The sequence below is a fragment of the Paucisalibacillus algeriensis genome, assembly GCF_000577245.1.
Classification (GTDB): domain Bacteria; phylum Bacillota; class Bacilli; order Bacillales; family Amphibacillaceae; genus Ornithinibacillus.
In genome coordinates this window covers 311,346-326,969 of record NZ_CBYO010000011.1, presented here as the reverse complement: position 1 = coordinate 326,969, position 15,624 = coordinate 311,346, and the positions used below count along the sequence as shown (strand labels likewise).

Here is a 15,624-nt window from a genome sequence, read left to right as displayed (position 1 = left end):
AAAAAAATAAAACCCTACAAGTTTAGGGTTTTAACGTAAATAGGGTGAAATATGATCAATTGCTTTTTGTAATTTTTCACTATTTCGTTGATACATTTGTTTTGTCATTTCATTATCGGTTGCCAGAGCAAATAATTCTAAATCAGCCTGACATTTTTTCATTGTTGCCAATAAGAGTGGCTTCTGGGATGGGCTTGGTATTACTAAAGTATCATCGTATAAATCAACTGTTAATTGCCCATCACTATCTACCTGTCCTAGAAATACATTCTCAATACTAACATTCATTTTTTCTAATTCCGTCTCAAGCCACGTAGGATTTAGTGATATATTTGCTAGTGGTTCGAGTAGTGGTTTACCATCCATAATGACAGTTTGTGGTTCACGATCGGGAGCAAGGGTTAAGGTTAAATCTTTTGCTGTAATTGGGCGATTCTCCCTTTTAGGTAACACATTTAACTTGCCAGTTGGTTCAAGAACAGCAAATTCGACATCTGCCACTTTAAAAATATTTCTTTCGCGAAGACTTTCTAGTAAGTCATCAGTCGAATAATGTTCTTTTTTTAGGTTATCTTCCATAATCTTTCCGTTTTGAATAACGACACGACTTTTACCTTGAGTGAAATTCCGAAATGCCTTACTCTTTAAGGAAATTAATTCAACCAAATAAGGAATGATAAACCAAATGAACATGGATATTAATGCAAAGTGGATAGGGCTTTCCAGTGTGCTGACATGGATAGCGACTATACCGCCTAACACAATGCCAGTAATATATTCAAAAATATTTAATTGTGACAGTTGCTTCATCCCAAGCCATTTAGTGAACAAGAACAAAATAACAAGGAGGGAAATAGCTCGAATGATAATTTGAATCCAATCTGGCATAACAATTTATCCTTTCTATTGGTTGTATTGTGGTTCCTCTCTAGATAGCATTAGGACTTGTTTTTCTAAGTCTTTTTTTATCTCAATTATTATCTCCTCAGTTTCACGGTATGCATTTCTGGCGTTGGCTTCATTTGTTTGGTTGACCAGTATTGCTAAGGTAGCTTCTATGTTTTTAATACTTGCATAGCATGTTTTTACCTGCGAACCTACTGTCATGGTAAACCTCCTTACGTTTAACCTTTTGGTTTGAAAATTAATGCTCCTATGAAACCGAATATTATCGCTGCGGAAATACCAGAGCTGGTAACCTCAAACATACCTGTTACCACACCGATGATGCCATGTTTTTCTGCTTCTTGCATGGCTCCATGGACTAAAGAATTACCAAAACTTGTAATTGGTACAGTTGCTCCTGCACCTGCAAAATCGATTAAAGGCTCATATAATCCTAGTCCGTCTAGAATAGCTCCGGCAACGACTAAGATACTCAATGTATGTCCAGGACTTAATTTGAAAACATCAAACATTATTTGGCCAATTACACAGATTAAACCACCAATAACAAAAGCCCAGAAAAAAATCATGTTACATCACTCCCAGCTTCTATGGATACTGCATGAGCAATACATGGAATAGGATCTTTTTGATTCACACTTAAAGGGGAGTGAAGTGCCCCAGTTGCTACCACTAGTATTTTTTCCAATTTACCTTTTTTCATTAAATCCAGGAAATGACCATAAGTCACAACTGCAGAACAAGCAGGTCCACTACCACCCGCAAGTACAGGTTGATCTTCACGGTATACGGTAAGTCCACAGTCAACAAACTTTTCTTCTGGTAGATTTATATCATTTTTATGAAGTAAGTCTAATGCAACTTCCCTTCCAATATGTGCTAAATCACCAGTAATAATAAGATCATAATAAGAAATGTCGACCTCTCTTTCCTTTAGGTGAGAAATAATTGTATCTACTGCAGCTGGTGCCATTGCACCTCCCATATTAAACGGGTCAGTCATTCCCATATCAACAATTTTACCAATCGTTGCTGAGGTTATTTTTGGACCATGGCCTGTTTTAGCAACTAAGGCACATCCTGCACCTGTTACGGTCCATTGAGCAGTAGGTGGTTTCTGTCCACCATATTCCGTTGGATATCGAAATTGTTTTTCGGCTGCAGCATTATGACTAGATGTTCCGCTTAGTATATACTCTGCACCATTTGAATTAATCATAAATGCAGCAAGTGCTAAACTTTCCATTGATGTAGCACATGCACTAAATAAGCCAAAGTAAGGTGAACCAATTGTTTTAGCGGCAAAGCTAGTTGGTGTTATTTGATTAATTAAATCCCCACTGATAAAAAAAGATACTTGTTCTTTTTGGATGGGGCTATTTTTGATGGCGTATTGGCATGCTTCCTCCATCATCATTTGTTGGGCCTTCTCAAAGGATGCCTGTTCTAACCACATATCATCATGTAGGATATTAAAAGCATGTGGAATGTTTCCATTTGCTTCAAATGGACCTCCAACAGTCCCAGTTGAAATAATGACTGGTTTATTTTCAAATATCCATGTGCGATGTCCGGCCAACATTAGAATCCACCCCACGTTATAATAATTGTTTTTATTAAAGCTACAACAAATGCAGAGAAAACACCAAATAGAATAACGGAACCTGCAAGTTTAAACATGTTACCACCGACCCCAAGTACAAATCCTTCTGTACGATGCTCAATGGCAGCAGAGATAACAGCATTACCAAATCCAGTTACTGGAACAGCAGATCCTGCCCCAGAAAATTGGCCAATTCGGTCATACACGCCAAAACCTGTTAGAAGCATTGTAATAAAGATTAATGTAGCAGTAGTAGGATTTCCTGCGGTTTGTTCGGTGAAATCAAAGTAATATATATAAAATGTTGAAATAAGTTGGCCGATAAAACAAATTAATCCACCTATCAAAAATGCTTTTATACAATTTTTAAGGATAGGACGTTTAACCTCTCTTTTATCTTGGAAATCTTGATATTCTTGAGCTTTTGGAGGGAGGTTTTTCTTTTTTTTATCTGCCATATTCATTCCTTCTTTCTATATTTTCTCAGTACTTGGAGTTATGTTTGTTCCTTAAGCAATTTACTTATGTGTTTAAGTTGTTTCTTCAATTCTTTCTTGGAAATAGAATTATTCTGTATTTGTTTTTCAAGTGCTTCCAACTCTATGATAATCTTCTTGTCTGTAGCAAGCTCGACACTAATGTCATCCTTCTTAAATTTCTTATCCATTTCTTTTGATAATTTTTTATTAGTATCTGATAATTGAAACCGTTCGTGATGCGGTACCTCTATGGCAATAATAAGTAATTCGTCGGAATTGACAGCAAATACTTTTTGGATATTATCCTTTTGGGATAATACTTTCTTTGCTTCGTTTGCATATTTCTGATCGTAAGTTTGTTTAGAGGAGATCTGTGTAATATTCACCTTTTCTCCTGTGTTAGATGGTCCAGCTTCATCATTAGAGCAACCAACGATTAAAAACAGAGATAGGATCCCATATATGATTTTGAATTTGTACTTCATCATTTTTTCACCTAATTCTATAAATGATAGAAGAGGGGAGTTACCCTCCCCTTCATTTAAAAACCTTTGTATTGTGGTTCTTCCTGTTCAATTTGTTGCACACGGGTCTCTACACTATCGAGTATATTTTGGGTTTGCTGTGCAGCTTGTTCATACATCTGTTTTGCTTGTTTATTCTCTGTTTGAAGTGCAAACTGTTCGAAGCTTGCTTGCACACTTTTTAAACCAGCAACGGCTTGTTTGATTTGGCTTCCGACTGTCATGTATCTTCCTCCTCAGGGAATAGCTTTCACTTTATAGCATCGTGAAATATTATCGAAATATACTTGTTAGGTGTTTCCAATTTGCACAAAAAAGGTGCCCCAAAATTGGAACACCTTTAGTAATTAGCATTATGATTGTTATTTATCCTATAAAAAAACTGGAAATTTGTTATTATTTTCCTACTGTGAAAATTACTTCGTTTACTTTACTATTTGAATCCTCGGGATGTTCTTTAGTAGTATCTAAAGTATCAGGAATAGATATGGATAGGGTTCCCTCATCAATCCAATTAACGGATAGTATTGGCCAATGGTAATCAAATAAATTGTTAACAATAGCTTCGTTTTCTAATGGAAGGACTTCCCAATTCTCCAAATCAATTACGACAACATTAGATAATGGTAACTCATGCGTAGGTTCCCTATTAAATTTTAGGAACAACTTTGTTTCCTCTGGTGATAATACAACGTGATCAAATAGAGCTAGATCAGCTACTAATAAGCCTGTGTTTTCACTTGATTCATCCAATAATAGGTATGAACATTGACCATCAAGACATGAGAATTCTAATAAATAAATATTATTTTCTTCTTTATTTACAATTTGTTGAATATCCATTTTTTCGATTACAGCTTGTCGGTCTTTAGCTGCATGTAAATAGGCACTAAGAATAGGAATTTGCTTTAGATTTACACGCAGTACCTCATCAGCTAATTTAAATTCAATAAACTCATCTACCTCTTCGTTATCGGTCAATTCCTCGATAAGTTCTGGTTCTTTGGCTACCTCTTCAGGAGGGGTATTTACTTTTACAATTGCAGGCTCGCTATTAGAGCAAGCAACTAGGAAGCATACTATAAAAAATAATACTCCAAATGATTTACGCATAATGTTTTCGACACTCCTGTACAAAGTGTTATTTTGTTCTAATTATACATTATCATTTGGTATCAATAATAGAAAGATCTTTAACATATAAAAAAATCCCCTATGTAGGGGGGAGTACTTTACTACCCGTCAATAATTGTTTAGTTGGCTATTTTTCCTCGACATTTTCCTTCATGCTAACTGCTTTGGTTATTCGGTTTGCACGAATCATGAGTAATACGATTAGAAATATAATAAGTGAAATAGTGATTACTACTGATATCATGGGCGAAACCTCCGTATTATGTTTTCGTATAATAATCCAAATTAGTTATCATTTGTTCATAAATTTTGGTAAACTAAACTTAATAATGGTAATGAGATGAATTTTTATTGTGTGTTTTTCTTGATAAATTATTTATAGGAGCAGGGGGGAGAGAATTTATGAAAACTTTTTTGTTAAAATCTTTGCAAATTGTTGATAGTCAAAATGAAGAAATTGTTAAAACAGACATTGATTTGTTAGATGGTCTCATTATTAACCGAGAAGATGATAATAATACATGGCTTATAGAGGCATTATTAGACAAGAATTATTTAGAATTCTTTAAGGATGTGCAGGAAAAGAAAGAGCAAGTAATGATTGAGGCAAAAATCACAAAACTAACCAATGCACCTGCAACATTTATTACATCGATTGATAGCATTAATAAAATTGGAAAACATATTAATATTATGTTTATGGGGAAAATTATTGATAAAAGAAATAGTAAAATCGAAGAAATGCTTAGTAAATTAATCGAGAAGGGATATGAAGGAGAAGAATTATTAGATAAATTTAAAAAGCTTCTATAATTAAAGGCTAGACCTTTTTACCAGCCTAGCCTTATCATATTTTAGCAGATAGAAAAGCATACATAAATTCGCATTTCATAATTTCGTTTTGATTAGTTATACACCCATAAGAACTCCAGGTTATTTGTTATTTTTGTCGTAAGCCTCTAGTAAGAAATCTACAATATGAACAGCTCTCATTGTATCCGATAGACCTTCACGTTCAATTCCAAGTTTCATTTGTAGTAAGCAACCAGGATTTGCTGTGACAATTGTTTTTGCCTTTGTTTTTTTTGCTTGTTCCATCTTATAGTCCAAAATTTGCATCGACATTTCTGATTCAACAATGTTATAAATACCTGCAGAACCACAACATCTACTTGCATCTTTCATCTCAACATACGTAACACCCTGAATGGATTGTAATAGCTTCCTTGGCTCCATGAACGTTTTTTGACCATTCTTTAAGTGACAGGAATCCTGGTACGTAACAAATTGTTCTTGTAATTGTAGATTTTCTTTTTCAAAATCTAATTCAACTAATATGCTTGTGATATCTTTTATTTTTCCAGAGAATTCCTTGGCACGTTCTGACCACGTTGGATCATCTTTTAATAAATAATCATAATCCACTAAAAATGCACCACAACCACCAGCATTTGTAATGATATAATCAGCACCAACATGCTCAAATGCTTCAATATTTCTTTTTGCCATTTCTTTGGATTTTTCACGTTCACCACTGTGACCATGAAGTGCTCCACAGCAATTTTGAGTATCTGGAATTACAATTTCACATCCTGCATATTGGAGAAGCTTCATAGTTGCATCATTGGTTTTCATAAACATGGTGTCCATTAGACAACCAGAAAAGAATGCAACTTTTTTCTTTTGCCTCTGTAGGGCAGGTAAATGGTTTGGTCTATTTTTTAGTTCTTTCTTTATAGGTACAGGTGGAAGTACCTTTTCCATTGTTCTTAAAGATTCCGGGAAAAAGTTCATAAAACCACTTTTTCTTGCTACCTTTTGTAAGCCAGAACGCTGATAAAAACCAAGCAGATTCGTTGCTGCAACCATCCTATTTTGATGTGGAAAAAGATTGTTAAACACAATTCCGCGCACTGCTTTCTCTGGTATAGATGATTTTTTATTCTGATTTATAATATCACGAGCCTGTTCTAATAGATGACCATATCTTACACCGGATGGGCAAACGGGTTCACAGGCTCTACAACCTAAGCATAAATCAAGTGAGCGCTTAACATCTTCGTCTGGTTCAATTTCTCCATCCACCACTGCCTTCATCATGGCAATTCGTCCACGTGGGGATTGGGATTCATCCATACCAGACTCAATGTAAGTAGGGCAGCTTGGAAGGCAGAAACCGCAACGCATACAGTTAAGCAATTCATCATAATCCATCTTTTCTTTAAATTCAAGAGCAATTCTTTCTTTTTCTACTGTTTTCATTTTTGAACCACCACTCTTTTTTTGTCTAACTCAGCAAATACCTTGCCTGGGTTCATAATGTTATTTGGATCAAACGCTAATTTAATATTACGCATCAAGTCAAGACCAGCTTTACCAACTTTTAAATGTAGGTATGGAAGTTTCATTGCTCCTACACCATGTTCACCAGTTATGGTTCCGCCTAACTCAATCGCCTTGTGGAATATTTCTTCAAATGCTTTTTCAACACGTGCCATTTCTTCTTTATCTCGAATATCGGTTAGACAAGTAGGGTGGAGGTTCCCATCTCCAGCATGACCAAATGTACAAATAGTTACTTGGTTTCTTTCCGCTATTTCTTCTATAGCACTTACCATCTTAGCTATTTCAGAACGAGGTACAGTAGCATCTTCTAAAATAGTAGTTGGTCTTAGACGGGCAAGAGCTGACAAAGCTGCTCTTCTCGCAGTTGTTAATGCCTCAGCTTCTTCATTAGATTTTGCGAGTGTTACTTCAACAGCTTCATTTTCCTTACAAATATTTGCAATTTTAATCATGTCATGTTCGACAACCGTTTTAGGACCGTCTTGTTCGATGATTAAGACGGCTTTAACATTGGTGGGCAAGCCAATCTGGGCAAAATCTTCGACTGCTCGTAAGGTAGGTTGATCTAAAAATTCCAGAGTAGCTGGAATAATTCGATTGGCAATTATTGCTGATACAGATCGTGCTGCAGCATCAAGGTTTTGATAGAGTACTAGCATTGTTTGCTTCGTTTCAGGTTTTGGGATTAGTTTTAATGTTGCTTCTGTAACAATCCCTAAGGTACCTTCTGATCCGACAAATAATCTGGTGAGGTCATAACCAGCAACATCCTTTGCTAGTTTTCCACCAGTTTTTATGATCTCCCCATTTGGTAACACAACTTCTAGCCCCATCACATAATCACGAGTTACACCATATTTTAATCCGCGTAGCCCGCCAGAATTCTCATTAATGTTTCCACCAATTTGTGAAATCTTCATAGAGCTGGGGTCAGGTGGGTAAAAGAATCCTTTGTCCTCAATAGCTTCGATAAGTGTTTGGGTTACGACTCCTGGTTGTGTTCGTACGGTTAGGTTTTCTTCGTCTATTTCCAGGATTTTATTAAAATGTTTCATTAATAACACGATCCCACCATAAAGTGGAGTTGTTCCAGCGCTTAGGTTTGTCCCGGAACCACGAGGTACAATCGGGATGTTATGTTGATTACATAACATCACAATTTCGGCAACTTCTTGTTTATTTCTTGGTGACACAACTGCATCGGGGAAAGATTGGAATCCCGGTGTAGCGTCGTAAGAATAAGATAGTAAACTAGTTTTTGAATCTTGATAGTTTTCATGACCGACAATAGATTGTAACACTTTCTTTAAATGCTCTTCTAACATATAGGCATTCTCCTAATTTTTACTTTCATTCTATAAAAGAAAATGAAATTCGCATATAGATTTTCATACAAAAAATTCAATGAATTTACCTCTTATTTTAGATTTTTATCCAAAAAGTGTAGTCCCATATAAAAAAGGGTAATAGAATATGTGTTTTTAGGGTTATATCCTGTTAATTGTTCGATACGACTTAATCGGTAATGTAACGTATTTATATGAATGTGGAGTTCTTTGGCTGTATGTTTTAGATTCATATTATTTCTTAAGAGTACTTTCAAGGTCTGAAATAGAGGTTCCTCATTTAATAAGCTAGAAAATACTCTATTAACAAAAACCTCTTTGACTTCTATACCAATTTCATCAAAACAAATTTCTAATAATAAATCATCATAGGCAGTAATAGCGCCTTGTTTACCAATTGATTGTGCTTTAATTGCTCTTTGGTAGGATTCCTTTAGGAAAAATGAATCTGATCTAGTTCCAATCCCAATAGATAATATCTTGATGCCTAACGTAGCAGACACATAGCTTTGCAAGGAGTGTAATTGCGATTTTAACTGGTGTAATTCATAGTGCTTTTCTTCCGTTAAAAGTAATATGCGATTATTCCCCCAGCGAATGGCAATACATTCAATTTTTAAACGAAGAAGGCTTAGAATTTCCTTTATCTGGTTGTTGGGTAACTCTTGTTTAATGTCAATAATCGTGCATCTAAAGGGGGGAGGTATATCCACTCCGAGTATATTACCTCTATTAATAAATTCCTTGGTCAGTTCTTCCATTTGAATCCAATCAAAGAAATATGCCTCTACAGCTCTAGCATGCCATTCTGTTTCCTGTACATAGATATTTTCACGAATCAATAGTTCGGTCATTTTTTTCATTACCGAAGCAAATGGGATAATTTTATCTGGGTCACCAGTAATTCCGATAACACCTATTACATTGTTTTTAATTGTGATAGGTAAATTCACACCAGGGCGGATTCCCTCCAACTTTTGGACATGTTTTTCCGATAAGATTGTAGTGGAGTTGTTTTGAATAGTGAGAAAAGCTCCTTCATGAAAGTCTCCTATTCGGGAAGAATCCGTACTGGCGATAATAATAGCTCTCTCATTTAGGATTATGATATCTTCATTAATTAGTTTTTTAGTCTCGTTGATGATCTTCTGGCCTAATTTAGATGTTAGTTCCATTTTTATCCTCCAAATTTCTCTACAAGTCTTTCCAAATCCATTATTTTGATTTATAATCTTTGAATATTATACTTAAGTTTAACCTAGAATTAGTGGTTGGTCGACAAAATCACGACTTCCTATGTGTGGTTGTTTAATGAGTATTAGACAATTTGTCGATAGTAGAGGAAATAAAAAAGAAACATGCTATAATAAAATAGGAGATTTCCTGAAAATACAGGAAATATCAAGGAGTATGAATACTCATGATCTTACCAAAGTCATTTTTACGCTGGATAAACAAATTATCGCCAGTTAGAATTATTTTATTTTTTTATTTATTAGCTGCTATTTTTTCAACGGCATTATTAAGTTTACCTGTTGCGTATCAGGATGGGGTAGAGGTAGCATTTATAGATATAGTCTTTACTGCCGTTAGTGCATTAAGTGTGACTGGGCTAAGCACCATAACCATTTCAGAAACATTGAGTACTACAGGGATTTTTATTCTTGCATTTATTCTTCAGCTTGGCGCAGTTGGTGTTATGGCAATTGGTACGTTTATTTGGCTGTTAATCGGTAAAAAGATTGGGCTAAAGGAACGGCAATTAATTATGACAGATCAAAATCAAACGAATTTTGAAGGCATGGTACGTTTGATTAAGCAGATTTTCATTGTTTTATTAACGGTAGAATTTATTGCATTTATCATCTTGGGTACATATTTTCTAAAGTATTATCAGGCACCTTCTGAGGCGTTTTTTCATGGTTTTTTTGGTACAATTAGCGCTGTTACAAATGGAGGTTTTGATATAACCGGGAATTCACTTATTCCATATAAAGATGACTATTTTATTCAGTTTATAAATATGTTGTTGATTATTTTTGGAGCCATAGGTTTTCCGGTATTAATTGAAATTAAAAGCTTTTTATTTTCAAAGAGGAATAGTCAAAGGTCCATGCATTTTAGTTTATTCACTAAGGTAACGACTTTGACCTTTGGAATCTTAATTGTTGTTGGAAGTATTGTTATTTACTTATTAGATATGCGTAATTTCTTTGTAGGGAAGAGCTGGCATGAAAGTGTATTCTATTCACTTTTTCAATCTGTGACCACTAGGAGTGGTGGGCTCTCTACAATGGATGTAAGTTTGTTGACGGAGTCCAATCATTTGTGGATGTCTTTCTTGATGTTTATTGGTGCATCACCTAGTAGTGCAGGGGGAGGAATCAGAACAACTACATTTGCTTTAGCGGTTATTTTTATAATTACATACGCACGTGGTGGTAGTAGTATACGAATTTTCCGAAGGGAAGTTCATGAAGAAGATCTTATGAAGGCCGTAACAGTTACATTGATGGCTATGTTAATGGTGTTTGTTTCAGTCCTGTTTATTACTACCTATGAACCATTTTCCATCACTGAAATAATGTTTGAGGTTACGTCAGCATTTGGAACCGTTGGACTGTCCTTAGGTATTACAGCTGAGTTATCAACTTTCACAAAAATAATTCTCATGATATTAATGTTTATCGGTAGAGTAGGAATCATTACATTCCTATTTATGTTCAAGAAAACAAAGAGAACAGGGGATTATCACTATCCAAAAGAACGTATTAGTATTGGATAAAATAGATAACAAGCGAGGAGAATCCTTTATGAATCAAGAACACTTACTGTTACCAATGAATAATCAGTTATTATCTTTCTTAAACGAAGCTATATTGTTTGTTGACAAAGGTGGAACCATTCTTGAGGGAAGTGATAAAGCCCTTTCTATATTAAATCTCGATTATTCAGAGGACAATTCGATCGTTGATTACTTAGATTTTCACTTATTATTGGAATCTCCAACTTCCCATCTGTTGATGGAAATTAAGAAAGAAAAAGGAAAGTTATTAGAAGTTAAATCGCTAGTAGTGAAAGAAGACTTGTATTGTTTAATCATAAATGAGCTTTCTATTCGGAATAGAGCGGATGAAATTAAACGGTTTATTAATCAAATTTCGAATAGTTCAGTTGAGGGAATTATTCTATACGGTAAAACAGACATAATCGATTGTGATGAAACATTTGCTACGATGTTTGGCTACTCCAAGGAAGAATTAAAAGGAAAATCAATGGAGCAATTAATTGATCCTAAAAGCTATAAAAAATTGGCTGATTTTGAACATCTTGCATTTAATGGTGTACTTGAACTTAAAGGTGTTCGAAAGGATGGGACCCTTTTTTATATTGAGATGTTTGAATATCCATATTACAAATATGGTAAGATTATTAGGGCTGCAAGTGTAAAAGATGTTACCGAACGAATTGAAACAGAGAATAAAATCGAGTATATGGCTTATTATGATGATTTGACGGACTTGCCAAACCGAAATTTTTTTAATAAGGTTTTAAAAGAAGCGATTTATCAAGCGAAAGAATCTAATGAACAACTTGCTGTTTTTTTCTTGGATATAGACTATTTTAAAGAAATAAATGATACATTAGGATATTCTTTTGGGGATGAGTTACTACGTGCATGCGCTGGGCGTTTAAAAACGTTCCAACAAATGGACACCTTTATTGCTAGAATGAGTGGGGATGAATTCTTAATTTTACAACGTAATACTACAAAGGAAGATTCTAAAAGGCTAGCGAAAGAAATAATTGCTGAATTTGAAATACCAATCAAGATTCGTGAATATGAAATATATACTACACTAAGTATTGGGATAAGCTTATATCCTAATCATGGTAAAACAAATTCAGATCTTATTAAACATGCAGACTCTGCGATGTACGTAATTAAAGGAAAACATAGAAATTATTATAATTTATTTGAATCATCCATTTCAGAAAACTTTAAGTCAATGTTAACGATGGAAGCAGAGCTTAGAAAAGCGCTTAGAGAAAACCAATTTGAGCTTCATTATCAACCACAAAAGAATTTAATAAAAGATGAGGTTGTTGGACTAGAAGCTTTATTACGTTGGAATCATCCTGATAAAGGAGAGATTAGTCCTACAGTGTTCATTCCATTGGCAGAAAAAACAGGGCTTATAATTGATATAGGTGACTGGGTGTTGTCAGAAGCCTGCAGACAGAATAAAGAATGGCAGGATAAAGGCCTTAAGCCATTGACAGTAAGTGTTAATTTATCTGCAAAACAGTTTTATCAGCCCAATTTAGTAGAGAAGGTAAAGCAAGTACTTGACGAGACCGATCTACATCCGAATTATCTTGAGCTTGAGATAACAGAAAGCATGGCAATGTCAAATGAGGAAGAGATTTTAGAGACTTTACATCAGTTACGTGAATTAGGTGTGCTAGTTTCAATTGATGATTTTGGAACTGGATACTCTTCATTTAAGTATCTAAGTGTCTTTCCGATTACAAAGTTGAAGATTGATAAAATGTTTCTAAATGAAAGCCAAAAGGAAAATCAAGCGATTGTAAGATCAATTATTCACATGTCACACTCTTTAAATATGAAAGTTATTGCGGAAGGCGTTGAGACTGCGGAACAGTTAAACTTTCTAGCTAATGAAAGATGTGATGAGATGCAAGGGTACTATTTTAGTAAACCATTGCCAGCTAAGCTGCTGACTAATTTCTTGGCATAGGGTAGATAGATCTAAAGGGGACAGACCCCCAACATGGTAATTTGAGCTATAAGCTAATTGCCATGTTGGGGGTCTGTCCCCTGTGCTGAGTTTATTCCTTTTTATATTCAATACTAATAATCTTTAGTTGATCGTTTTCAAAGCCAACCATGAATTCATACGTTATGTTTTCATTTATTTGTTCTTCTTCATTCGGTTGATTTTTAATTAACGTAACATCTACCTTTATAGATGCATGGTTGTTGTCAACAATAGTAGTCGTTTGATGGTTATATTCAACATCTACAATCTGAATATACCCTTCACGGAAGGAGGGGTATGAGGTTTGTGTTTGAATAGAATCCCCTAATAATGAGTATGCAGCAACGTAATCTCGGATAATGATGCTATCTAAGAAATATTCCATTACATATTCAGCATCTTGTTTAAATTGTGTAGTGTCAATTGTATTCAATAAATCTTCTGTGTTTGTAAATGTTAGTTGACTATTTTGTGCCTCATTTGACCAATTTTCAATCTCCGTAATCACATCGATGATGGGAATACTGAATCCTATTGTACCATCCTCTGTTCCTACTGAGTTAATACCAATGACTTCACCGGTAGTACGATTTATTAGTGGGCCACCACTATTACCATGTGTTATGAGAGCAGAGATTTGATATGCATTATTATAATCATACCCGTCTACAGTAAAATTACGTTCAGTTCCTGAGATTATACCGAGGGTAACTGTATTTTGAAAACCATGTGGACTTCCTAAGGCAATTACCTCGTCACCAATTTCTGCTAATGTATCCGAGTCGATTGCTAATCCGGTTTCACCAGCAAGCTGTGGTACGCGAAGGACCGCAATATCAGTGTTATCACCAATCCCTATTACAGCGGCAGGGTAAACGCGTGCATTAGCTGTTCTAACGTAAATGGTGTCGGCATCTTGAATGACGTGTGCATTGGTTATAATATCGCCTTTTTCATTATAAAGAAAACCTGATCCTGTAAGAGACTGATTATTACTCTGCGCTTCAATTTGAACAACATTTTTTTCGGCTTCATGAACAATTGATTTTAAGTTTATCGTATCATTTTCAGATTGTATTTTTTTAATCATAGGGTTGTTAACTACTAAATTCGTGGATTGCCATTCATAATATAGATAGATTGAATATGCAATACTAAGAATAATTAGGATGATGGAAACAACAATTGGTAATTTTCTTTTCATTTTTATCATAGCTTCACTCCGTCAGATTACTTAATAATTGGTATACCAGGTAATCTTTTTGACTTTAATATCAATATTTTGAACGTCTTGATCTATATCGTAATGCGTAAATTCAAATTTTCCACTTTCCTTAGGATATAAAGTATCTGGGAATACATAAACCTCATTGGATAGAAATTCCGTATCATTCGTAAGTAATGAATACTCTACTAAGATAGAGCTGATTGGAATGGTAGCAATACTCTTAACCTCACCTTTTACAACCAAATTACCTTGGTCATCATTTTCAAGCTTAACAGTATCCACTTCAATTGCATCCGTTTCATTCATTTCGCGTTCTTCAGCAGCTGTATCAATCGCTTGTTGAATTCGCTGTTGTTGGGTGATTTCAAATGATACTTTTTCTTTTTCAATCGTCGTCTGTAGACTGTGTAGTTTTTCTGAGTTTGGTGCATATTTAATTCCATCTTCCACAATTAATTGTGCATCACTAAATTGTTTTTTAGAGAGTTGTTCACTTGCTTTGGTATATGTGAAATCAATTATTTGATTACGGATGTTTTCTGTTATTTGGATAGCTTCAGGATTTTTAATAGAATCAGCTTCCCAGAGTAATACTTTTAATTCATCAATCGATGGATTCTCACCAAGCAAGCTTCTTAACTGTTCAATTTTTATGATATTACGGTGAGAAACAATTTTGTCTACTAGTGCAGTTGCTGCAACACCATCAAAGTTCTTTAATGAAGATTCCGCATCACTAATTAGGGTGAGTGCAGATTGAAAATTACTATTTTCTAACTCCTTATTTGCTTCTTTAAGTATCTCATCTATAGCAAATGTTTTTTGGATGAACTCTAGAGCGGCTTGACCCTGAATAAAATTAGGTTTCTCATCAACTGCTTCTAAAAAATAGTCCTTTGCAGATTGATAATCCTCCTTTTCCAAGCTTTTTTCACCAAGTTCATAGTATTTCTTTGCCTGACTGGTCTGGTTTTGTAAGAAGCTATTAAAAAGGTTAATTGCAAGTAAAACAACAAATAACGTTACAAGAGGAATAAACCAATATTTATTAAATCTTTTCTTTTTTGCAGAACGTAAATGGATATCATTAGGAAGCTTCTCTCCACAAAGTACACAGAAAGTTTCCTCCTCCTTAACAATAGAACCACAATATGGACAGTGTAACAAATAATCACCAACTTCCATTAATTATGTTTAGGAAAATATAAAGGATTAATCCTTCAAGTAGCACCCGTCTAACTGGTGCTTCCGCTTTTTATCTGTTCGATCTTATT

The 15,624-nt window shown here is 34.7% G+C and carries 16 protein-coding genes; 3 read left to right on the top strand and 13 right to left on the bottom strand.

What is annotated here, in order from left to right; translation table 11 throughout:
• Positions 1 to 30 precede the first annotated feature (30 nt).
• The 8 genes from TY11_RS08885 to TY11_RS08850 all read right to left on the bottom strand — a co-directional run bounded on the left by TY11_RS08885 (position 31) and on the right by TY11_RS08850 (position 4,625).
• The gene (locus tag TY11_RS08885) at positions 31 to 888 is read right to left on the bottom strand and encodes a DUF421 domain-containing protein (protein ID WP_042145169.1); all 858 of its coding nucleotides are present in this window, start codon (positions 886 to 888) and stop codon (positions 31 to 33) included.
• A gap of 15 nt (positions 889 to 903) precedes the next feature.
• Complete coding sequence (locus tag TY11_RS08880) at positions 904 to 1,107, bottom strand: DUF1657 domain-containing protein (RefSeq protein ID WP_042145166.1); 204 nt, start codon at positions 1,105 to 1,107, stop codon at positions 904 to 906.
• A gap of 17 nt (positions 1,108 to 1,124) precedes the next feature.
• A complete protein-coding gene (gene spoVAE, locus TY11_RS08875; protein WP_042145164.1) occupies positions 1,125 to 1,475 on the bottom strand; it encodes a stage V sporulation protein AE in 351 nt (116 codons plus the stop codon).
• Positions 1,472 to 2,488 carry a stage V sporulation protein AD gene (spoVAD, locus tag TY11_RS08870; RefSeq protein WP_042145161.1) on the bottom strand — a complete coding sequence of 339 codons (1,017 nt, stop codon included), beginning with the start codon at positions 2,486 to 2,488 and terminating at the stop codon, positions 1,472 to 1,474. The genes spoVAE and spoVAD overlap by 4 nt, the downstream gene beginning before the upstream one ends.
• The gene (spoVAC, locus tag TY11_RS08865) at positions 2,488 to 2,967 is read right to left on the bottom strand and encodes a stage V sporulation protein AC (RefSeq protein ID WP_042145159.1); all 480 of its coding nucleotides are present in this window, start codon (positions 2,965 to 2,967) and stop codon (positions 2,488 to 2,490) included. Before spoVAC ends, spoVAD begins: the two co-directional genes overlap by 1 nt.
• A 38-nt stretch (positions 2,968 to 3,005) precedes the next feature.
• Positions 3,006 to 3,473: a hypothetical protein gene (locus TY11_RS08860; protein ID WP_052345784.1), complete on the bottom strand. Its 468-nt coding sequence runs from the start codon at positions 3,471 to 3,473 to the stop codon at positions 3,006 to 3,008.
• A gap of 56 nt (positions 3,474 to 3,529) precedes the next feature.
• The gene (locus TY11_RS08855; RefSeq protein ID WP_042145157.1) at positions 3,530 to 3,736 is read right to left on the bottom strand and encodes a DUF1657 domain-containing protein; all 207 of its coding nucleotides are present in this window, start codon (positions 3,734 to 3,736) and stop codon (positions 3,530 to 3,532) included.
• Between the two features lie 172 nt (positions 3,737 to 3,908).
• Entirely contained in the window at positions 3,909 to 4,625 is a 717-nt protein-coding gene (locus tag TY11_RS08850; protein ID WP_052345783.1) for a hypothetical protein, read from the bottom strand.
• 423 nt (positions 4,626 to 5,048) lie between these two features.
• On the opposite strand from TY11_RS08850, the gene TY11_RS08845 reads away from it, so the two are divergent.
• Positions 5,049 to 5,459 carry a YwpF family protein gene (locus TY11_RS08845; protein WP_042145155.1) on the top strand — a complete coding sequence of 137 codons (411 nt, stop codon included), beginning with the start codon at positions 5,049 to 5,051 and terminating at the stop codon, positions 5,457 to 5,459.
• Between the two features lie 120 nt (positions 5,460 to 5,579).
• On the opposite strand, the gene TY11_RS08840 is transcribed toward TY11_RS08845, so the two are convergent.
• The 3 genes from TY11_RS08840 to TY11_RS08830 form a co-directional block, all read right to left on the bottom strand.
• Positions 5,580 to 6,908 carry a (Fe-S)-binding protein gene (locus TY11_RS08840; protein ID WP_042145153.1) on the bottom strand — a complete coding sequence of 443 codons (1,329 nt, stop codon included), beginning with the start codon at positions 6,906 to 6,908 and terminating at the stop codon, positions 5,580 to 5,582.
• Positions 6,905 to 8,317: a glycolate oxidase subunit GlcD gene (glcD, locus tag TY11_RS08835; RefSeq protein WP_042145151.1), complete on the bottom strand. Its 1,413-nt coding sequence runs from the start codon at positions 8,315 to 8,317 to the stop codon at positions 6,905 to 6,907. The genes TY11_RS08840 and glcD overlap by 4 nt, the downstream gene beginning before the upstream one ends.
• A gap of 92 nt (positions 8,318 to 8,409) precedes the next feature.
• On the bottom strand, positions 8,410 to 9,513 hold the full coding sequence (locus tag TY11_RS08830; protein WP_052345782.1) for a CdaR family transcriptional regulator: 1,104 nt from the start codon (positions 9,511 to 9,513) through the stop codon (positions 8,410 to 8,412).
• Positions 9,514 to 9,758: 245 nt separating this feature from the next.
• On the opposite strand from TY11_RS08830, the gene TY11_RS08825 reads away from it, so the two are divergent.
• On the top strand, positions 9,759 to 11,123 hold the full coding sequence (locus TY11_RS08825) for a TrkH family potassium uptake protein (RefSeq protein WP_042145150.1): 1,365 nt from the start codon (positions 9,759 to 9,761) through the stop codon (positions 11,121 to 11,123).
• 28 nt (positions 11,124 to 11,151) lie between these two features.
• Positions 11,152 to 13,101: a sensor domain-containing protein gene (locus TY11_RS08820; protein ID WP_052345781.1), complete on the top strand. Its 1,950-nt coding sequence runs from the start codon at positions 11,152 to 11,154 to the stop codon at positions 13,099 to 13,101.
• Between the two features lie 91 nt (positions 13,102 to 13,192).
• Here TY11_RS08820 and TY11_RS08815 read toward each other — a convergent pair whose 3' ends face one another.
• Together TY11_RS08815 and TY11_RS08810 are read right to left on the bottom strand one after the other, a co-directional pair.
• Positions 13,193 to 14,335: a S1C family serine protease gene (locus TY11_RS08815; protein ID WP_042145148.1), complete on the bottom strand. Its 1,143-nt coding sequence runs from the start codon at positions 14,333 to 14,335 to the stop codon at positions 13,193 to 13,195.
• Positions 14,336 to 14,356: 21 nt separating this feature from the next.
• A complete protein-coding gene (locus tag TY11_RS08810; protein WP_042145287.1) occupies positions 14,357 to 15,517 on the bottom strand; it encodes a hypothetical protein in 1,161 nt (386 codons plus the stop codon).
• Positions 15,518 to 15,624: the final 107 nt, after the last annotated feature.